18 protein-coding genes are annotated in these 20,058 nt (G+C 69.5%); 10 read left to right on the top strand and 8 right to left on the bottom strand.

Going from position 1 to position 20,058, the window contains the following annotated elements; all coding sequences use genetic code 11:
- Positions 1-15 precede the first annotated feature (15 nt).
- Complete coding sequence (locus tag BLS97_RS07370) at positions 16-465, top strand: group II truncated hemoglobin (RefSeq protein WP_090475415.1); 450 nt, start codon at positions 16-18, stop codon at positions 463-465.
- Positions 466-548: 83 nt separating this feature from the next.
- Positions 549-1,241 (top strand): metal-dependent transcriptional regulator, encoded by a 693-nt coding sequence (locus BLS97_RS07365; RefSeq protein ID WP_090475414.1) that lies wholly within the window; start codon positions 549-551, stop codon positions 1,239-1,241.
- Here the strand turns inward: BLS97_RS07365 and BLS97_RS07360 are convergent.
- A complete protein-coding gene (locus BLS97_RS07360) occupies positions 1,228-2,415 on the bottom strand; it encodes an Nramp family divalent metal transporter (protein ID WP_090481602.1) in 1,188 nt (395 codons plus the stop codon). The two genes, BLS97_RS07365 and BLS97_RS07360, sit on opposite strands and share 14 nt — an antisense overlap.
- A gap of 615 nt (positions 2,416-3,030) precedes the next feature.
- On the opposite strand from BLS97_RS07360, the gene BLS97_RS24170 reads away from it, so the two are divergent.
- From BLS97_RS24170 to BLS97_RS07330, 6 genes are all read left to right on the top strand, one after another.
- Complete coding sequence (locus BLS97_RS24170) at positions 3,031-4,323, top strand: Ig-like domain-containing protein (RefSeq protein ID WP_090475413.1); 1,293 nt, start codon at positions 3,031-3,033, stop codon at positions 4,321-4,323.
- A 122-nt stretch (positions 4,324-4,445) separates the two neighbouring features.
- A complete protein-coding gene (locus BLS97_RS07350; RefSeq protein ID WP_331710763.1) occupies positions 4,446-5,201 on the top strand; it encodes a response regulator transcription factor in 756 nt (251 codons plus the stop codon).
- Positions 5,198-6,763, top strand: a complete 1,566-nt coding sequence (locus tag BLS97_RS07345) for a sensor histidine kinase (protein ID WP_197676454.1) — start codon at positions 5,198-5,200, stop codon at positions 6,761-6,763. Before BLS97_RS07350 ends, BLS97_RS07345 begins: the two co-directional genes overlap by 4 nt.
- An 84-nt stretch (positions 6,764-6,847) precedes the next feature.
- Positions 6,848-8,293, top strand: a complete 1,446-nt coding sequence (locus tag BLS97_RS07340; protein WP_090475412.1) for a ferredoxin reductase family protein — start codon at positions 6,848-6,850, stop codon at positions 8,291-8,293.
- Positions 8,294-8,341: 48 nt separating this feature from the next.
- Entirely contained in the window at positions 8,342-8,932 is a 591-nt protein-coding gene (locus tag BLS97_RS07335) for an FMN-binding protein (protein ID WP_090475411.1), read from the top strand.
- 14 nt (positions 8,933-8,946) lie between these two features.
- Positions 8,947-9,762 (top strand): FAD:protein FMN transferase, encoded by an 816-nt coding sequence (locus tag BLS97_RS07330; protein WP_090475410.1) that lies wholly within the window; start codon positions 8,947-8,949, stop codon positions 9,760-9,762.
- A gap of 84 nt (positions 9,763-9,846) precedes the next feature.
- On the opposite strand, the gene BLS97_RS07325 is transcribed toward BLS97_RS07330, so the two are convergent.
- From BLS97_RS07325 to BLS97_RS07315, 3 genes are all read right to left on the bottom strand, one after another.
- Entirely contained in the window at positions 9,847-10,575 is a 729-nt protein-coding gene (locus BLS97_RS07325) for a hypothetical protein (protein WP_090475409.1), read from the bottom strand.
- A gap of 137 nt (positions 10,576-10,712) precedes the next feature.
- Entirely contained in the window at positions 10,713-11,399 is a 687-nt protein-coding gene (locus BLS97_RS07320) for an EcsC family protein (RefSeq protein WP_231988402.1), read from the bottom strand.
- Positions 11,400-11,500: 101 nt separating this feature from the next.
- Positions 11,501-12,085: a DUF998 domain-containing protein gene (locus BLS97_RS07315; protein WP_157695264.1), complete on the bottom strand. Its 585-nt coding sequence runs from the start codon at positions 12,083-12,085 to the stop codon at positions 11,501-11,503.
- A 132-nt stretch (positions 12,086-12,217) separates the two neighbouring features.
- On the opposite strand from BLS97_RS07315, the gene BLS97_RS07310 reads away from it, so the two are divergent.
- Positions 12,218-14,230 carry an ATP-dependent helicase gene (locus BLS97_RS07310; protein WP_157695263.1) on the top strand — a complete coding sequence of 671 codons (2,013 nt, stop codon included), beginning with the start codon at positions 12,218-12,220 and terminating at the stop codon, positions 14,228-14,230.
- Between the two features lie 8 nt (positions 14,231-14,238).
- On the opposite strand, the gene BLS97_RS07305 is transcribed toward BLS97_RS07310, so the two are convergent.
- The 3 genes from BLS97_RS07305 to BLS97_RS07295 form a co-directional block, all read right to left on the bottom strand.
- Positions 14,239-14,994 (bottom strand): HAD family hydrolase, encoded by a 756-nt coding sequence (locus BLS97_RS07305; protein ID WP_197676453.1) that lies wholly within the window; start codon positions 14,992-14,994, stop codon positions 14,239-14,241.
- Positions 14,984-16,009 (bottom strand): phosphotransferase family protein, encoded by a 1,026-nt coding sequence (locus tag BLS97_RS07300; RefSeq protein ID WP_197676452.1) that lies wholly within the window; start codon positions 16,007-16,009, stop codon positions 14,984-14,986. Before BLS97_RS07300 ends, BLS97_RS07305 begins: the two co-directional genes overlap by 11 nt.
- A gap of 87 nt (positions 16,010-16,096) precedes the next feature.
- Complete coding sequence (locus BLS97_RS07295; RefSeq protein WP_090475404.1) at positions 16,097-18,136, bottom strand: NAD(+) synthase; 2,040 nt, start codon at positions 18,134-18,136, stop codon at positions 16,097-16,099.
- 146 nt (positions 18,137-18,282) lie between these two features.
- On the opposite strand from BLS97_RS07295, the gene BLS97_RS22750 reads away from it, so the two are divergent.
- Positions 18,283-19,128: a hypothetical protein gene (locus BLS97_RS22750; RefSeq protein ID WP_157695262.1), complete on the top strand. Its 846-nt coding sequence runs from the start codon at positions 18,283-18,285 to the stop codon at positions 19,126-19,128.
- Between the two features lie 23 nt (positions 19,129-19,151).
- Here the strand turns inward: BLS97_RS22750 and BLS97_RS07280 are convergent, their stop codons facing one another.
- Positions 19,152-20,024, bottom strand: a complete 873-nt coding sequence (locus BLS97_RS07280) for a hypothetical protein (protein ID WP_090475401.1) — start codon at positions 20,022-20,024, stop codon at positions 19,152-19,154.
- Between the last annotated feature and the right edge of the window lie 34 nt (positions 20,025-20,058).

Here is a 20,058-nt window from a genome sequence, read left to right as displayed (position 1 = left end):
TGCCAGGCTTGGCCCATGCGTCCGAACTTGTACGAATTCGCCGGTGGAGAGCCGGCGTTCCGCAGGTTGGCCGTCGCGCACCACGCCCGCTGCCTGGCCGACCCGGAACTGAACCACCCGTTCTCCCACGCCGACGCGAACCCGGAGCACCTCGAACATCTCGCCGCCTACTGGGCCGAGGTACTCGGGGGTCCGCCCGTGTACTCCCAGCGCTACGGCACCGAGTCGGCCTTGCTGGTCATGCACTCCGGAAACGGCGACCTGACCGATCTCGGTCGGCGGTTCGTCGACTGTTTCGTCGCCGCGGCGGATGACGCCGGCCTTCCCGGCGACCTCGAATTCCGGCGAGCCCTGAGGGACTACATGGTGTGGGCGGTCGACGAGTTCCTGTCCTACCCGGAACCCGGGGACGTCCCGGGTGGGAAGTCGATCCCGCGCTGGTCCTGGGACGGGCTGGTGCGCTGAGCGGCGAGCCGCCGGTGCGAGTCCCGACCGGTGACCAGGGCTACCGTCATCTCCGACCGTCACGAACCGAGGAGCAGGCCCGGATGCCCGATCCACCCGTCGCAGCCTCGCGATGGTCGGACAGCGTGGAGAACTACCTCAAGGTCATCTACACGCACACGGAGTGGCAGCCGGCTCCGGCCACGGTGTCGGCGTTGGCGGCGAAACTGCAGCTCGCGCCGTCCTCGGTGGCCGAGATGATCAAGAAGCTGGACCGGATGGGCCTGGTCGAGCACGTCCGCTACGGAGCCGTCACCCTCACCGGACGAGGTCGGCTGGCCGCGCTGGACATGGTCCGCAAACATCGGCTGCTGGAGAGCTATCTGGTCGCCGAGCTCGGGTACTCCTGGGACGAGGTGCACGACGAGGCCGAAGTGCTCGAGCACGTGATCTCGCCGTTGCTGCTCGACCGGATCGATGCGCGCCTCGGCCGACCGACGCGCGATCCGCACGGGGATCCGATTCCCCGGTCCGACGGGACAGTGGACCGGCCGGTGGCCACTGTGCTGGCCGACCTGGCGGCCGGAACCACCGGTTCGGTGGTGCGGATCAGTGACGCCGACCCGGCGGTGCTGAACCTCGCGGCCCAGGCCGGGCTCGGGCTGGACTCGCTGGTGACGGTGGTGCGGCTGGAGCCGTTGATCGTCAGCGTCGCCGGGGCCCGGGTGCAGCTTCCCGCGGGGGCGGCGACGGCCATCTGGGTGGCCCGTTTCGATCCGGCCACTATGCCCCGCTGATCACGCCGACGATCAGCACGATGTTCAGTCCGGCGATGGCCACGGCAGCCGCCCAGCCGATGATCTTGGTGGCCAGAGCGTTCGCCTGCTCGTGCATCAGGGTGCGGCTCGACGTCAGCTTGAGCAGCGGAACCAGGGCGAACGGCAGACCGAATGACAGCACCACCTGGGACAGCACCAGCGCGGCCGTCGGTTCGGCGCCGACCGCCAACACCACCAGCGCCGGGATCAGCGTGATGATCCGGCGCAGCGGCAGGCTGATCCGCCGTTTGATCAGCCCCTGCATGATCACGCTGCCGGCGTAACAGCCCACCGCGGTCGACGCCAGACCGGACACCAGCAGGCCGATGGCGAACATCAGACCGACGACCGCGCCGAGGTGGGCCTCCACCGCGGCATGGGCCCCTTCGATTGTGTCGACTCCGGACTGCCCTTGCAGCGCGGAGGCGGCCAGCAGCAGCATGGCGATGTTGACCGTTCCGGCCAGGATCATCGCGAAGGTGACGTCGGCCCTGGTCGCCTTGAGCAGACGGCTGCGCACGGAGCGGTTCGGAGCCTGGCCGAACCGGTCGCGGCTCAGGGCCGAGTGGAGGTAGACGACGTGCGGCATCACGGTGGCGCCGAACATGGCCGTGGCCAGCATCATCGAGTCGGTGCCGTCGAACTGGGGTAGCAGCCCGGCGGCCACGCCCGAGGGCGACGGTGGGGAGACGAACAGTCCGGCGATGAACCCGACGGCGATGATCAGCAACATCCCGGTGATGACCCGCTCGAACGGCCGCTGGCCCCGGATGTCCTGGAACATCAGCACGGCCATCGACACCACACCGGCGATGAGGCCGCCGACCAGCAACGGGAGGTTGAACAGCAGGTGCAGGGCGATCGCGCCGCCGACCACCTCGGCCAGATCGGTGGCCACGGCCACCGCTTCGGCCTGCAGCCAGAAGGCGATCCGGGTGACGGGGCGCAGCCGCTCACCGACCAGCTCCGGAAGGGACTTCCCGGTCACCACTCCGAGTTTGGCCGACAGGTACTGCACCAGTCCCGCCGTGGCCGTGGCCAGGACCAGGACCCAGACCAGCAGGTACCCGTACTTGGCTCCGGCCTGGAGATTGGCCGCGACGTTGCCCGGATCGACGTAGGCGATGGCGGCGACGAAGGCCGGCCCGAGCATGCCCCATCCGATGAGCCGGGCGAACCGGGCGCGCCAGGACCGATCGGTCAGGCCGGCATCAGTCAGGCCGTCGGGATGCGCGGCGACCTCGTCGTGCACGTCGGCTTCCTGCGTCATCGTTTGAACTCCTCCAGACCGTCGGGGGCCTGTGCTGTCTCACGGGATGGAGCACCCAGTCGCGAGAGTTCGGTGCACCGAACTTATCCGAATGGTCTCCGGCAATCCAGATTGTGGGGCGGATCACCCGGTGGAGCGACCTTTGTCGCAAGTTGAGATTGGACGGCGATGCCACAGTGCCCGGAGGCCGCGTCCGGTGGCGGCCCGGCCGTCACCCGCCGGTCGTGACGTGGATGGCTCGAGCCGGTGATGTCGCCTCGGAGGCCGGAGAGCCAACGTAGTACTCCGATCAGTTGATCTGCGCGTCCGGCGCGGCAGGACTGAGGACACCCTGTGTGTGACGGATCCCAATTGACGCACGCATTCGGGATATCTACACTCGAATGGACATAGCGCTCGAAATACCTGCCACGCACCGTGATCACGGGGCACGAAGGGCCGAGACGCTGGTCGCGTCCGTCGAGTTGCGGGGGGCGTACACCGACTCGGGGAGACCGCGTGGAGCAGTCCACTTACCGACAGCCGTCCGGCGCTCGGCGATTCGTCCTGGCGATCGTCGCGGCGGTCCTACTCGCGGCCGGTCTGCTGGTCAGCCTGTCCGGCAGTGCGCGGGCGTCGGTGATCGACGGAGCCATCAAGAGCGTCACCGTCACGCCGCGGAGCGTGACCTCCTACACGGACCGGATCACCACGAATGTCAGCTGGTGCGTGCCCGACGGCACGAAGCCGGGCGACACCTTCTCGATGACGATCCCCGGTCAGTTCAGCGACTACCCGACATCGTTCGCGCTCAAGGCGGCCGATGGTTCGGTTGTCGCGGCTGCCCGTATCAGCGGTGATCCGGCGGTGGCGACGTTCACCATGTCTCGCTACGCGGCCACGCACGAGGGCATCTGCGGGACCGCGTTCTTCACGGCCAACATCGGCTATCAGACCGCCGGCACCACGCAGACCCTGACCTACACCACCAGCGCCGGGCAGACGTTCCGGCCGACGGTCACCGTGCCCGCGGCGACCGGGATCGCCCGCGATGTCCCGCACAAATGGGGCCACTTCAGCGACGGCAACGATCAGTGCGGCGCCACCGCCAAGGACTGCGTGACGTGGGTGTTCGAGACTCCGGTGGGCCCGCTCGACGGCGGCACCATCACCGATCAGGTGGCGGCCACCGGCGCCGCCTGGACCTTCGACTGCGCCACCGTCACCGCCTCCATCGGCAACGCGACCGGCGGCAACAATGCCTTCAGCCAGGGGGTGTCCTACAGCGGCGCCACGGTCACCTGCACCGATGACACGCTCAAGATCACCTACGGCGCCTTCGACACCAACGCGATGCTGCAGTTCACGGTGAAGGCCACGGCCGCGACCGCGAACCCGGCCGGCAACATCACCTACGACAACACGGCCGCCTTCGATCTGGTCGGGACCGACGGGGAGCACAGGACGGTCGACTCGAGCACCTCGGTCACCTCGGCCAATGCCGGCGGTAACGGCAACGGCACCGTTCCGGTTGCCCCCACCGCGCCGAAGTCGAGTGGCACCGGCTCGTCGACCGACATCAGCGTCCTGTCGACCAGTCGGTCGTCGAACTCGACCAGTACCCCGAGTGGCACCACGACCTCCGGTCCGGCGGCTGCCACTTCCGCAACGACCTCATCCGGCACCTCGGCGCTGGCCTCGACCGGGATCTTCGGGATCGGACCGATGTCGGGCGCCGCCGCTGTGGTCCTGATCGCCGGTGGTCTCGTGCTGATGATCGGACGTCGTCGCCGATCGGCCGCCCGCCGCTGACCGGACGGGCTCGGGCTCACCCCGGGGCGGCCCGTCCCGGCTCGTCGGCCCAGCTGGCGGTCACCGACGACGTCGGCGGCGCTGAGATGAAACTCTGAACAAAAGCAGCGATAGTTCACAGCGTGACCGTGGACAACGAACAGCGTGAGACGCCCCGACGACGCAACCCGGCGTTCGTCAGGGCCGACGGTTCCGCGCCCCGGGTTCTGATCGTCGACGACGAGGAAGATCTGACCGGCGCGCTGGTCAGCGCCTTCACCTACGACGGCTGGCAGGCCAGAGGCGTACTCGACGGCAACACCGCGATCCGGGCCGCTCGAGACTTCCTGCCCGACCTCGTCGTGCTGGACATGATGCTCCCGGACATCGACGGATTCGAGGTGCTGCGGCGCCTGCGCGCGGCCTCGGAACATGTGTGCGTGCTGTTCCTGACCGCTCGCGATGCCGTGCAGGATCGGGTCTCCGGCATCACGGCCGGGGCCGACGACTACGTCACCAAGCCGTTCAGCATCGAGGAGGTCCTGGCCCGGTGCCGCGGCCTGGTGCGGCGGGTCGGCGTGGCCGGCAGCCGCGCCGGCAACCGTCTCCGGGTCGGGGACCTCACCATCGACGAGGACGCGCGCGAGGTGCACCGCGACGGCCAGCTGATCGAGCTCACCGGCACCGAGTACGAACTGCTGCGCTATCTGATGCGCAACGCGCGCCGGGTGCTGTCCAAGGATCAGATCCTGGACCACGTGTGGCAGTACGACTTCGGCGGCAACGCCCACGTGGTCGAGTTGTACGTCAGCTACCTGCGGAAGAAGGTGGACGCCGGCCGCACCCCGATGATCCACACCGTCCGCGGGTTCGGCTACGTCCTCAAACCAGCGCAGTGACCTCCGACCCGACCGACGACGGCGACCGGGCCCGCACCGAGGGCGACCCGGGCTCGACGGACAGCGGTCGGGGCTCGACCGACGACGCCCGGAGCGGCCCGGTGGCCCGCACCCAGCCGCGGCGGCGCTGGTTCGGCCGGACCCTGCGGGTCCGGCTGACCGTCCTGCTGGCCGCGCTGATCATGCTGGCCTGCGCGGCGGTGGCCGTGGCCACCGGCATCGCCACCTCGACGTTCCTGACGAAGCGGTTGGACGAGCAGCTGGCCCTGGCCGGATCGCGCTATGCCGTCTCGTTGGAGCACAACGACAACGACGCCGACAACAACCCGGAGACGGCCACCGTCGGCCAGGCGGTCGGCACCCTCGGCGCCCGGGTGGAGAACGGCAAGGTCACCGCGGTGGGCGTGGTGAGCGGGACGGACACCCCGATCGTCGTCTCCCACGAGGCCAGAGAGGTGATCGCCGGGCTCACCACGGGAACCACCAACCGACGCGTTGACCTGCCCGGGCTGGGCGAGTACGAGGTGCTGGTCACGACCGGCCGGGACGGCGACGTGTTGGTCACCGGCCTGCCCCGGCGCAGCGTGGACGACACGCTGGACGACGTGATCATCACCGAGATCGTCGTGTTCTCGGTGGTGGCCGTCGTCATCGGGCTGGTCGGCGGACTGGCCGTCCGGCGGTCGCTGCGGCCGCTGGAGCGGGTCACCGCCACGGCGCTGCGGGTCTCGGAGCTGCCGTTGTCCAGCGGGGAGGTGACGCTGACCGAGCGGGTCCGGGTCGACGACGAGACGTCCGAGGCCGGGCAGGTGGCCGCCGCGGTCAACCACATGCTCGGACAGATCGAGAACTCGCTCCTGGAGCGGCAACGGAGCGAGAACCGGCTCCGGCAGTTCGTCGCCGACGCCAGCCACGAGCTGCGGACGCCGCTGGCCATCGTCCGCAGTCACGCCGAACTGATCGAACTCGAGTCGGCCGACTTCCCCGAATCGGTGCGCCGGTCCCTGCGCAGCATCGACTCCGGCACCGGGCGGATGGGCCGGCTGGTCGACGACCTGCTGTTGCTGGCCCGGCTCGACTCCGGGGTTCCGCTGGAGCGGCGCGAGGTGGACATGACCCGGCTCATCCTGGACACCGTCGGCGACGCACGGATCGCCGGTCCGGACCACCGCTGGGTGCTCGATCTGCCGGAGGAGCCGGTCACCCTGGTCGGGGACGAACTGCGGCTGCACCAGGTGATGGTCAACCTGCTGGCCAACTCGCGTCGCCACACCCCGCCGGGATCGACGGTGTCGGTCTCGCTGCGCTCCCTCGACGACGGTCGGGTCGAGATCATCGTGGCCGACAACGGACCGGGCATCCCGGCCCCCCTGCTGCCGTCGGTCGCCGAACGTTTCGTCCGCGGGGGCAGTGGTCGCGAGCGGGCCACCGGAAGCACCGGGCTCGGCCTCGCCATCGTCGCCGGGATCGTGGCCGCCCACGGCGGCGAACTGCGGATCACCAACGAGCGGGTGGGCGCACGGGTGAGCATCGTTCTCGGGGAATCACTGAGCGGCACCTGAGCGTGCGATGTGAGTCGCGTCGGATCTGCCCTCCGGACCCACATTCTGACGGCTCTCTGAGGTTCGGCAGAGACCATCGAGAACATGACAGCAACCGTGAAACCGCGGCCCGGTCCGGTGCCGCGTTCGGCGGGCCGACCCCGGCCCTGGCGACCGTCGGCCCGGCATCGTCGACTGGCCTGGATCGGGGACGCGGTCGGGACCCTGGCCATCGTCAGCGTCGTGATCGTGGTGCTGTTGTGGCTGGCCGGCGGCAACGTCAACGTGTTCCGTCAGGTGGGTGGCCCGATGACGGCGCTCGGTCGCCTGACCGGCCTGGTGGCATCGGACTTCCTCCTGCTGCAGGTGCTCTTGATGGCCCGGATCCCGTGGGTGGAGCAGGTCTGGGGGCACGGCGGGCTGGCCCGCAAGCACCGCTGGCTGGGGTTCACGTCGTTCTGGATGATGATCGTCCACATCGTCCTCATCACCATCGGGTACGCCCAGGCCAGCCACGTGAATCTGGTGGCCGAACTGTGGGACCTGACGATCCACTACGCCGGCATGCTGCTGGCCGCTGCTGGAACCCTCGCGCTGATCATGGTCGTGGTCACCTCGATCCGTCGGGCGCGCCGCAAGATGCGGTACGAGTCCTGGCACCTGATCCACCTCTACTCCTACCTCGGGGTCGGGCTGGCGTTGCCGCACCAGCTCTGGACGGGCGCGGATTTCCGGTCCTCGCCCTGGGCCACCGTCTACTGGTGGACCCTGTGGGCGGCGGCGATCGGGGCCGTGATCGTCTTCCGGCTCGTCTATCCGCTGCTCTCCAGCCTGCGGCACCGGCTGGTCGTCACGTCGGTGCGACGTGAGGGGCCGGGCGTGTTCTCGGTGACGATGGGCGGGAACCGGCTCGACCGGATGGGCCTGCAGCCGGGCCAGTTCTGCCAGTGGCGGTTCCTGCACGGCGCGGGCTGGACCAGGGCCCAGCCGTTCTCGGTGTCGAACGTGCCGACCGCCCACAGCCTGCGGATCACCGTTCAGCAGGTCGGGGACGGTTCGGACCGGCTGGCCAATGCCCGACCGGGCACCCGCGTGCTGTTCGAGGGTCCGTACGGCACCATGACGGCCGACCGCCGAACCCGCAGGGACGTGTTGCTGATCGGCTCCGGGGTCGGCATCACGCCGCTGCGCGGCCTGGCCGAGATGATCAACAGCGAACGGATCTCGTCCCGGCGGGCCGCTCCGTCGGTGGTGGTGATCCAGCGCACCCGGTCGATCGAGGAGACCCTGTTCGTCCAGGAGTTCACCGCACTGGCCAGGCAGGGGGTGCGGGTGATCCCGCTGATCGGGCGCCGCGGCCCGGCCAGTGAATGGTTCCCCGGACCGGGAGTCGTGTCGGCCACCAATGCCCTGCGGCGTCTGGTGCCGGACGTCGCCGACCGCGAGATCTACCTCTGCGGCCCGCGGGCCTGGACCCACCAGGTGAAGCGGACCCTGCACGACCTGCACGTCCCCGCGTCCGCGATCCACACGGAAGACTTCGCCGGCTGAGCGGCTCCCGTCCATCCTCCCGAGCCGGACTCTTCTAGGAGAAGAACAATGCGTCGAATCACCCTGACCGTCGTCACCACGTTGGCGATCCTGGTCCTGCTGTTCAGCTATCGCACCAGCCGGAACCAGTCGGTGACGGCGGCGACCGTCTCGGTCGCGTCGGCCCACGTGGTGTCCGGCGGGTCGGCCGCGGTGGTCTCCTCGGCCGCCGGCCCCGACCCGAGCAGCAAGTCCGTGACCGTCCCGTCGACGTCCGGCTCGACCCCGACCTCCACCGCCGCGCCGTCGAAGACCCGCAGCAGCGCCCGGTCCAGCGGCTCCAAGTCGACCACCGCAGCGGCGACCACCGCCGCGCCGACCACGACCAAGGTGGACGGCGCGGCCGCCAGCACGCCGTACGGCGACATCCAGGTCGAGGTGACCATCACCGGCGGCAAGATCACCGACGTCCAGCCCCTGGTCTACCCGAACCAGGACCCGCGGGACCAGCAGATCAACGCCGATGCCCTGCCGCAGCTGCAGGCCCAGGTGCTGGCCGCGCAGAGTGCCAACATCTCCGGAGTCAGTGGAGCCACCTACACGTCCCAGGGTTACGTCACCTCGTTGCAGTCGGCCCTCGACGCCGCCAAGTTCAAGTGAGGAACCCGGGGGCCGTGAGCGCGCGAACCGAGATGATCATGGGCCTCCCGGTCAGCATCCATCTCCGGGACGGGGCGCCCGGCCGGTCGTCCGAGGCCAGGGCGCTCGCGGCCACGGACGCTGCGTTCGGCGAGATGCGGCACTTCGACCAGATCTTCAGCCCGTACCGCGACGACAGCACGTTGACCGCGGTGCGCTCCGGCCGGGTCGACGTCGCGCAGGCCGGCGACGAATTCACCGAGATGCTGGAGCGGGCGGACGAGGCCAAGACGCTGACCGACGGAGCCTTCGACGTCCGTTTCGCCGGTGAACTCGAGCCGAGCGGCCTGGTGAAGGGGTGGGCCGCGGAGCGGGCCGGTGCGCATCTGGCCGCCTTGGACCTGGATTGGTACCTCAACGCCGGTGGGGACATCACCGTCGGCGGGACGGCCGAGCCCTGGCGGCTCGGGATCGAACATCCGGCCGACCCGTCGGGGCTGATCACCGTGGTCCAGTTGCGCACCGGCGGGATCGCGACCTCCGGCTCGGCCCATCGTGGGGCCCACATCATCGACCCGCTGACCGGTACCGCAGCGAGCGGCATCCGGCAGGTCACCGTGATCGGGCCGTCGCTGGCCCGCGCCGATGTCTGGGCGACCGCGATCGCGGCCCGCGGTAGCGCGGCGCTGATCTCAGCCGATGACCACCTGGTGCGGAACTGCGTGGCCGACGGCTACCAGGTGTTCGCCGTCGCCGCGGACGGCCGGATCTGCGCGACCGAAGGCTTCGCCGAATACCAGGTCAACGACCTACCTCGCCCGGCGGTTCGCCCGTTCGCGGCGCTGGCCTGATCTGCGGCCCTGGCCCGCGGCCTCGCCCCTGACGGTGCCGCCGTCGGGGACCGCCGCTCGTCCTGGATGCGCGATGCGGTCGCCTCAGCCGCCGACTCGCTCCGGTGCGTGTCGCTCGAAGGTCCGGTTCGTCCAGGTGGTGGCGTGCGGAAGGAGGATGGTCGCGGCGCCGACACCGAGGACCAGCGCCAGCACGAGCAGACCGAACCGCCAGCGCCGTCCGGCGGCGCCCGGCCCCCGCAACCGGTTCCGCAGTTCGGTCCAGGCGGTGGTCGCCGCCCCGACCAGGTGGCCAAGGACGTGCACCGTCATCAGCACCACCCAGATCCAGAACGCCGTCTGGTGCAGGGTGAGCATGAGGTCGGAGCGCTGCGGGCCGAGAAAGATCAGCGCGATGCCGGTGCCCAGCAGGGCCAGCGTGGACAGGATGACGAACGGGCCCAGGATGCGCAGCAACGGATGGGGCGGCCCCTTCTGCACGTAGGCCGGGGTACCGGTGTAGTAGCGGGTGAACCGGTACAGCGTGCTTCCGGTCTTCAGCAGCACCGGGCCGAGCAGCAGGATGCCGACGTAGATGTGCAGAGTGATCATCTGCCGCACGCTCAGGATGGTGATGCCTTCGACCGCCAGCAACACCAGCAGCACCATGCCGGTGGCGGCCGTCAGACGGGTGTTGCCGTTGACCCCGGACACCTGCCCTTCCGGGGTGGCCTCCGCCCGGTCCACCGTCGACGGGGTATCGATCCAGGCCAGCATCTTCGGGTCCAGCATGTTCACGAGCAGCTCCAGCGATCGGCGAGTGATGCCCAGCATCGACGCCGTTTCTCAGAGATTCCTCTGCGCCGGAGCTCAATTCCGGCTCCGCTCCGGGAACCTGGACCTCCGTCTCCGACGGCCACGCCGACCGGGAAACTGCTCGGTGAACGCGATCCGGCGGTAGAGCGACTGCTCTACCGCGAACGGGCGACGACGCGCCGCGGGCCGGTCGGGGCGAGTGGGGTGCGGGCCGCGTCGCGACCGATGCGGCGCGTCGAGAAGGCATCGCCGATACCGCCGACCGCACCGCCCAGGACGGGGATGCGTCGGGCGACGAACTTGGCCATCTGCTTGCCTCCGGACATTGCGAGCAGTTGTCCGGTGACGGCCTTGGCCAGCTCGGCCTGGACCGCCTGGTCCGGGACGGCGGTGGCCAGGGCCGCCGCCGACATGGTCAGCTTCGTGGACTTGCTCAACGCCTTCCGGGCGTCGCCGTCCAGCAGGCAGACCAGTACCGCGTCTCGCACGGATGGGCTGGCCAGGTCGTAACCACGCAGGTGGAGGATGGTGGCCGACAGGTGGCACTGCAGCAGCGAGACGGCGGCGATGTTGGCCGGGACGGTGAGGGCCATGGTCAGCAGGCCGCCGACGTTGGTCAGGAAGCCCTGCGCACCGGCCATCTTGACGTGCTGACCGATCAGGGTGTCGATGGCCTGGTCGACGTTGCCGCCGGCCCGGCGCAGGGCGTTGTCGCCCGACTGGGCCGCGCTCGGCACGGGGCCGACCCCGTCGATGGCTCGTTCGAGCACGTCCCGCACGGCACTGCCGGTGATGGCCGGAGCCATTCGTTTGGCGACCTCGCCGCCGATCGATCCTGCCACGCCCATGGTGTGCCCTCCGCTGTTCGGTTCGCTCCTTCAAGTTACCGGTGCGTCTGATCTCAACCAGGATCGTGGCGGAACCCGGGATGTCGGACGACGGGTCAATGACGGATGGGTGAGCGGCTCGGTGCCCGGGACGGAGCGATGGCCGGCCGGTCGGCGGCGCGGAGGCTGAGCACGACGACCAACGGCCAGAGGGCCTCGCCGGCGGCGAGCACCCGCTCGCTCAGGCCCAGGTAGCCGCCGCCGGCCAGCTGTGAGACGAACCAGGCCAGCGCAGCCACCGTGAGCACACTGGCCACGATTCCCATCCGGTGGTCGGGGAGCCGAGCCAGGGCGGGCCACAGGGCGAACGCGGCGAACGCGGCGCCGGCCGCGATGACATGTCCGGGCTGTGGTTGGGGGAACACCGCCGTCAGCGCGGTGGCGGTGCCGCCGGTCCCCAACAGCACCCGTGCGGGCACTGGGGCTTCGGTGAGTCCGGCCGCGGTGAGCACCTGGAGGGAACCCAGCAGGAACAGGCCGGCGGTCATGATCCAGCGATCGTTGGCACCGGGTTGGGCCAGCACGCTGATGGTCTGACTCACCGCGCTGTAGCCAGGTGCCTGCTTGTGCTGGGCCAGCAACCAGGCACCCACCGGCACCACGGGGGCGAAGGAGGCCGATATCGGCACCCACTTCTTCATGCTGTGTTCAATGCCCGGGCCCGCCCGATCCATACCGATCCGGCGCATCGACCACGGCTGATTCACCGGAACGGCGGCACGGATCGGCCGGTCGGCGGTCCGAACTGCTCCGAACCGGCTACCATCGCACGTATGTTCGACAACGGTTGGGACGCCGGGCTCGACGACCCGCAGCTGGCCGCAGCCACCCACGGCGACGCACCGTTGATCATCCTGGCCGGCGCGGGAACCGGGAAGACCCGGACCCTCACGGCGCGCGTGGCCAGCCTGATCGACCGGGGCGTCCCGCCGGAACGCATCCTGCTGCTCACGTTCACCCGGCGCGCCGCCGACGACATGCTGAGCCGGGCCGCGGCGATGTGCACCCAGCCCGAGGCCGCCCGGCGGTTGCAGGGCGGGACATTCCACGCCGTCGCCCACCAGCTGGTGTCCCGCCACACCGAATCGCTGGGACTACCGGCCGAGATGTCGGTGCTCGACCGGGCCGACTCGGTCGACGCGATGGACCTGCTCCGGCACGACCACGGGCTGGCCGGCCAGGACTCGCGGATGCCGAACCCCTCGGCGCTGATCGACCTCTACTCCCGCGCGGTCAGCACCGGAACGCCGGCCCGCAAGCTGATCGCCACCGACTTCCCCTGGTTGGAGACGCACACCGACGCCATCGTCGGGCTGTTCCGCGCCTACACGACGCGCAAGCGGGAGCGTGGACTGCTCGATTTCGACGACCTGCTGCTGGCCTGGCGGAGCCTGCTGGACGATCCGGTGCTCGGTCCGGAACTGGCCGGGCGGTACGACCACGTGCTGGTCGACGAGTACCAGGATGTCAACCAGACGCAGGTCGACATCGTGCTCGGCCTGCGTCCGACCGGTCGTGGACTCACCGTGGTCGGCGACGATGCCCAGGCCATCTACGCCTTCCGCGGTTCGGACAGCAACCACCTGATCAACCTCGGGGCCGCCTTCGACGATCCGACGATCATCAGCCTGGAACGGAACTTCCGGTCCCGGCAGCGGTTGCTGGACCTGGCCAACGCGGTACGCCCGGTCGCCGCCGGGCATCGGCTGCAGCTGCACTCCCGGCGTGACGGTGGCCACCGAGCCCGGCTGGTGCGCTGCCACGACGCGCCGGCCGAGGCCAGGGCCATCGCCGAGGCCGTCCTGGCGCACGCGGCCGACGGGCGGCGGCTCCGTGACCAGGCGGTGCTGATGCGCACCGGACACCACAGTGACCTGCTGGAGGTGGAGCTGACCGCCCGGCAGATCCCGTACGTGAAGTTCGGCGGACTGAAGTTCCTCGAAGCGGCCCACGTCAAGGATCTGGTGGCCACGCTGCGGGTGGCGAGCAACCGGGTCGACGAGGTCGCCTGGTACCGGTTGCTGCGGTTGCACGACGGAATCGGCCCGGCCCGGGCCCGCGAGCTGCTGCCGATCGTGGCCGCCGCCGATCTGTCGGGGGACTGGGTGGCGGACGCGGTCGCCGCCGCCCCGGCCATGAGCCGCGTCTCCCTGGCATCGACCCTGGACGGGATCGGGCAGGCCCGGGGGCGCGGCCGGGTGGCCGACCGCGCCGCGACCTGCCTGGCCGCGCTGCGCCCTCTGGTCGTCGCGCGGTACGCGGATTCGGTGGCCCGGCTGGGCGACCTCGACCGCCTGGTCGCGGCGGCCGCGCTGGCGCCCGATCTGGCCGCGTTCGTCGCCGAGCTGACCCTCGACCCACCCGCCTCGACGTCCGACCTGGCTGGTCCGCCGCACCTGGACGACGACTACCTGGTGCTCTCCACCGTGCATTCGGCCAAGGGCCTGGAGTGGCCGATCGTGCACGTCATGCATCTGGTGGACGGCGCCTTCCCGTCGGACATGGCGCTGACCAGCAATGACGGGTTGCTGGAGGAGCAGCGGCTGTTCTACGTGGCGGTGACCAGGGCGGCCGACGAGCTGGCCCTCTACGCCCCGCTCCGGATGCCGCACCACCGGTTCGGACGCGACGACAAGCACAGCTTCGCCCAGATCAGCCGCTTCATCGACGACGACGCGATGAAGGTGATGGACGTGCTCGACCTGGTACCGGTCCGTGAGGTGGCGGCCGTGGCGCCCCGGTCGGCCCGGGTTCGGATGCCCGAATTGGACGACCTGTGGGCCTGACCGATCGTTCACAGTCCCAACCACGCCAGCAGGTCCCGGAAGTCGGTGATCCGTTGGTCGGGAACGGTGCCGTGGTGGTGCTTCGTACCCTGGTTGGAGTCGAACATCACGGTCTGCATTCCGGCCTCCCGGGCACCGTGGATGTCCCGGTGCATGTCGTTGCCGACGTACAACACGTTCGCCGCGGGGACCCCGATGGCGTCGACGGCCATCCGGAACAGCCGGGCGTCGGGCTTCCGGTAGCCGTGATCGCCCGAGATCACGATCGGGTCGAAGTAGTCGAGAATGCCGACCTTGTGCAGTTCCGCTCGGGCGTACGCACTCTGGGCGTCGGTGACCACGGCGAGCGGCATTCGTTCGCGGAGGATGTTCAACACGTGGCGTACGTGCGGGTAGAGCTTCAACGTGCGGCGGGAGATGCCGCGGTACATCTCGGCCAGGAACAGCGGTAACTGGGCCAGCTTCTCCGGCGGGAGCGCTCGGGTGAAGTCGGATGCGTTCTCGTCGATCAGTTGTCGCCAGACCGCTTCGGCGTCGAATTCCGGATGTTCCTGCGCGCTCGCCGCCCGCTGCTGGTTCAGGATCGCGAAGTAGCGGTCGCGGACCTGGTGCCGTCGAAGGTCGATCCCCTGGTAGGTGAGGAAGTGCCCGATGGCCCGGAAGATCTGGTCGAGGTGCTCGTCGGTCCAGATCTCCACCAGCGTGCCGTTGACGTCGAAGGCGATCGCCTTGATCTCGGGCCGGGGTGGCGGCTCAATGGGCACGGAGCAACTCCTTGCCCTGCCGCAGCAGCCGATGTCGGTAGTCGTCGCCGACGTAGTCGTTGGCCGCGATCCGGAGCAGGTTCAGCCCCATGTAGTACGGCAACCGGCGGGTGATCGAGGCGAACGTGCCCTCCCGATCCGGGAAGTGGCAGCTGTACTCCCAGAGGAAGTGGCCGATGAACGGTTCGGCGCGATGCCGGTCGCCGGTCATCGACATGGAGGCGTGCTGCAACTCACCGGCCACCCGGCCGACGTCGAACATCCGGTCGCCCCTCCGCATCCGCTCCAGATCGACGGCGGCGGCGTCCAGGCCCGACCCGAACAAGAAGTTGGCCGGGGTGGCGTCGCCGTGCAGCCAGACCTCCTGGTCCTGCCACATGACGGAGCGGTCCCGCCACTGGTCCGACAGCCAGTTGAACTCGTCGGCATCGCCCTGGCCCATCCGGCCGGCCCGCTGCGATCGCCGGACCACATGGCGCAGGTAGGAGGCATCCACCTGGAAGTCGACGCCGATCCCGTTGGCCGTCCGCCGATGCTGGGTGGCCAGGAAGTAGGCCAGGGCGGTGAGCCGCCAATAGAGGTGGTCGTGTTCGCCGTGGCCGATCCCGCGGCTGATCGCCCGGCTCAGCGGCTCCCCCCGGTAGTACTCCATGGCCAGTACGCAGTTGATGTCGACGTCCAGGGCCAGCGGTCGTACCACGTGATGAGGTGACCCGGCCAGGCCGTACCCGCGCAGGGTCCGCAGGCTCTGGTACTCCTGACGCACGAGGGCGGCCGCTCGGTCGCGGTCCCAGCCGTACTTGTTGCCGTAGAACTTGCAGATCACCTGCGTGCCGGTGGACTTCTCCTCGTACCGGTAGACCTCGGCGCTGCCGGTCAGGGCGAACACCCGGAATGCCGGGTGCGGATGGGTGACGCCCAGTCGCTCGGCCAGAACCCGACGGAGGAATTCGAACATCGGGTCGTGACCCGACACGTATCCCCGGTATTCGCCGTCCATAGACCTGAAGTCCATTCGGTGCTCATCGGAACGTGCTGATGAGGGCAGCTTAGAGCGCCGAAGAGGGCCGGGTCGATCGATTCGGAGCGGGCCGGCTCCCGGTCATCCGGTGGGGACGTTCCGTTCGATGTCGTCGAGCCAGACGGTGGCGTTGCCGTCGGACGGGGCGCGCCAGTCGCCGCGGGGGCTCAAGGAGCCGCCCGAGGAGACCTTCGGCCCGTTGGGCATTGCCGAGCGCTTGAACTGGCTGAACCCGAAGAAGCGGCGCACGAAGACGATCAGCCACTTCCTGATCTCCGGCAGTTCGTACTCGTGACGGCGCTCGGGTGGGAAGCCGACCGGCCAGCTCCGCGCGGCCACGTCACCCCAGGCCTGGGTGGCCAGGAACGCGATCTTCGACGGCCGGAACCCGAAGCGCAGCACGTAGAACAGAGTGAAGTCCTGCAGTTCGTACGGCCCGATCGACGCTTCGGTGCTCTGCGGGGTCGCGCCGTCCTTGACCGGGATCAGCTCGGGGGAGATCTCGGTGCCCAGGATCGACAGCAGCGTCTGGCCGACCTCGTCGCTGAAGGTGCCGTTCCCGCTGACCCAGCGGATCAGGTGCTGGATCAGGGTTTTCGGGACCCCGCCGTTGACGTTGTAGTGCGACATCTGGTCGCCGACCCCGTAGGTGCTCCATCCGAGGGCGATCTCGGACAGGTCACCGGTGCCGAGCACGATGCCGTGGTGACGGTTGGCCAGCCGGAACAGATAGTCGGTGCGCAGGCCGGCCTGGACGTTCTCGAAGGTGACGTCATAGACCTCCTCGCCGTCGGCGAAGGGATGGCGCAGGTCGGCCAGCAACTGTCGCGCGGCCGGGCGGATGTCGATCTCCTCGGCCGTGACACCCAGGGTGCGCATCAGCTCGTGCGCGTTGGACTTCGTCGAGTCCGAGGTGGCGAACCCGGGGAGGGTGTAGCCCAGGATGTCGGTGCGCGGCCGCCCCAACAGGTCCATCGCGCGGGCGGCCACGATCAGGGCGTGGGTCGAGTCAAGGCCGCCCGAGACGCCGATGACGATCTTCGGGCTGCCGGTGGCGCGCACACGCTGGACCAGCCCGTCGACCTGGATGTTGTAGGCCTCGTAGCAGTCCTGGGCCAGCCGCGTCGGGTCGGCCGGGACGAACGGGAAGCGTTCCAGGGGGCGGCGCAGGCCGAGGTCGGTGTCCGGGGGATCCAGGGTGAACGGCACCTCGCGGCAGGGCGGGGGGTCGACGTAGCGGCGGTTGTCCTCGAACGTGCCCTGCCGGGAACGCTCGGAACGCAGCAGGTCGAGGTCGACGTCGGCGATGGTGAGCTGGGCCTCGTCGTCGAACCGGGCCCCCTGCGCCAGCACGGCTCCGTTCTCGACGATCGTGGTCTGCCCGTCCCAGGACAGGTCGGTGGTCGACTCACCCTGGCCGGCGGCGGCGTAGAGATAGGCGGCCAGGCAGCGCATGGACTGGGTGCGGCACAACAGCGTCCTGGTGTCGGACCGTCCGATGGTGATCGGACTGCCGGACAGGTTCAGCAGGACGGTGGCTCCGGCCAGCGCCAGACCGCTGGACGGCGGGACCGGGACGAACATGTCTTCGCAGATCTCGACGCCGACGGTCAGACCGTCGATGTCCGTGGCCGGGAAGATCAGGTCGGTGCCGAACGGGGCGGTGAACCCGCCGACGCGGATCTGCTCGCCGACCACGCCCGCGCCCGAGGCGAACTGGCGTCGCTCGTAGAACTCCCGGTAGTTCGGCAGGTGGATCTTCGGCACGACTCCGAGCAACGTGCCGCGGTGGATCACCAGAGCCACGTTGAACAACCGGGCCCGATGACGGACGGCGGCGCCGACGACCAGTACCGGCAGCAGGTCGATCGATCCCGCGATCAGGTGGGCAGCGGCGGTGTGGACCGCTTCGAGCAGCGCCTCCTGGCCGAACAGGTCGTCGATCGCGTAACCGGTGAGCGCGAGCTCGGGGAACACCGCGACGGCGACGCCCTCGTCGTGGCAACGCCGGGCCACGGCCAGAACGGACTCGGCGTTGGCGGCCGGGTCGGCGATGCGTACCCCGATCGTGCACGCGGCGACCCGGGCGAACCCGTGTCGGTACAGCGAACGGAACGTCACGTGCTCACTCCTTCTCACCTCAGGGCCTCACGATAGCTGGGGCCCTGGGCCCGACCCGCGCCGGACGGACGCCACCGAGAACGACCTCGGTCCTCGATCTCGCCGTTCGTCTCCCGCGGTCCGGAGCAGGAAGTTACGCTTCGGACATGAAACGAGGCCTCGGCGCACTGCTCATCGGTTCGGTGGTGCTGCTGGCCTCGGCCTGTGCGACCTCGGTCGCCGGAACGGCTCAGGTCGGTCCGGCCGCGGCGGTACCCAGCTCCCCCGCGCTGACCAGTCTGGGCGGCGTCACCCAGCGGTCGGCCCCGTCGAGTTTTCCCGACTCGACGGGGTTGTCCAGTCCGTCGAGCGAGCCGGTCCCCGGCTCCAGCGCCGGCCTGCCGACCGACAACTCGGAGCCGGCGTCCACCGAGCCGCCGACGGCCGGATCCACGCAGGCCGAGGAGTCCACCACCGCGCCGCCGACCAGCACGAGGCCCACGCCCACGACGTCCAAGCCGGTGTCCCGGCCGACCAAGCTGAGCTGCAAGTCGGGCTCGCTGACCCCGTCCGGTGGTGCGTTCTGCTACCAGATCCCGGACGGTTTCACCGACACGTCGTCGACCGCGACCTACCCGGGCACGGACAAGGTGCGGAGCGCGATCCAGCCGTCGGACGCATCCGGCAGCGCGCGGGACCTCATCTTCGTCACCGCGACCACCCTGAGCGTCAACTCCGACGATCTCTCCGACAGCCTGATCAAGGCTTCCCTCGAGCAGGCCCTGAAGTCCAACTCCAACAGCACTTCCACCGCGCTGGTGCAGACCACGGTGGCCGGCGACCGGGCCTTCGAAACGACGCTCAAGTTCGCCGACGGCGTGATGCAGCGGTACCTGCTCGTCTTCTCGGGCAAGACCAGGGTCGCCGTCTCCTGCCAGTGGCGGGATGCGAAGACCGTGATCACGACGGCCTGCAAGACGGTCCTGAGCACCATGCAGATCAGGAATCCCTGACCGGCACGGTGCCCAGCGGGCGATCAGCCGCCGATGGGCGTCGGGTCGACCGGGAGCGGCGGCACCGGCAGTGAGCCGCGGATGCGCTCCTGCGCCTGGCACGAGCCGGTGCAGTTGCTGGCGCCGAGGGACAGTTCGATGGCGTCCTCGCCCAGCACCCCACCCATCCGACCGCCCGAAGTGACCGACCACTTCGTGACGCTGCCGTCCTGGTAGGTCTTGGTGGCGACCTGCGGGCTCTCCTTGCCGAGCAGCATCTGGTGGTACCCGACCGGGTCCTGCGCGACCGTGACCGGATCGATTCCGTTGCCCAGGTTGATCTTCTGGGTGAACGGGTTCACGAAGTAGAAGATGCCCGGGGCGAGGGTGTGCACGAGTTCCACCGGACCGGCGAACTCCGGCTCCATCTGGAAGATCCCGCCCTGGGCGCCGTCCTTGGCCTGGACCTTCAACGTGCCCGCGGCCACCGAGAACCGGACGGTCAGGGTGTCGTCCCGCAGTTCCAGGTCCTTGATCCGGACGCCCGCCCGCTGGGCCGCGGTGAGCGTCGGCACCTTCGAGGTGTAGATAACGGTCGGCGAGGTGACCATCCGCTGGGTGTCCGGTGCCCCGGTCAGCGTGTAGCGGTAGACGCCGAGCGTGACCGGATCGATGTCGAACCCGACATTCCGCCCGCGGACCAGGATCAGGCCGGATGGTGTGACGTTCCCGAGTCTGACCGACTGGCCGGCCGGCGGGTTGTAGACCGTTCCGTTCACCGTGACGGCGAAGTCGCCGCCGGCCGAGGTCTTCCCGGACGCGGACGCCGTTCCGATCGCGGTGATCGACGTGGCCAGCACCGCACTCGCGATGACGGCCGTCCGGCCGAGGGTGAGTAGTGAGCGAAGACGTGACAAGGGGCCCCTTTTCGTAGAGTGATCGACCCCTCGA

Origin of the sequence: Nakamurella panacisegetis, assembly GCF_900104535.1 — a bacterium.
Lineage (GTDB): Bacteria > Actinomycetota > Actinomycetes > Mycobacteriales > Nakamurellaceae > Nakamurella > Nakamurella panacisegetis.
This window is presented reverse-complemented; position numbering and strand designations above follow the sequence as displayed.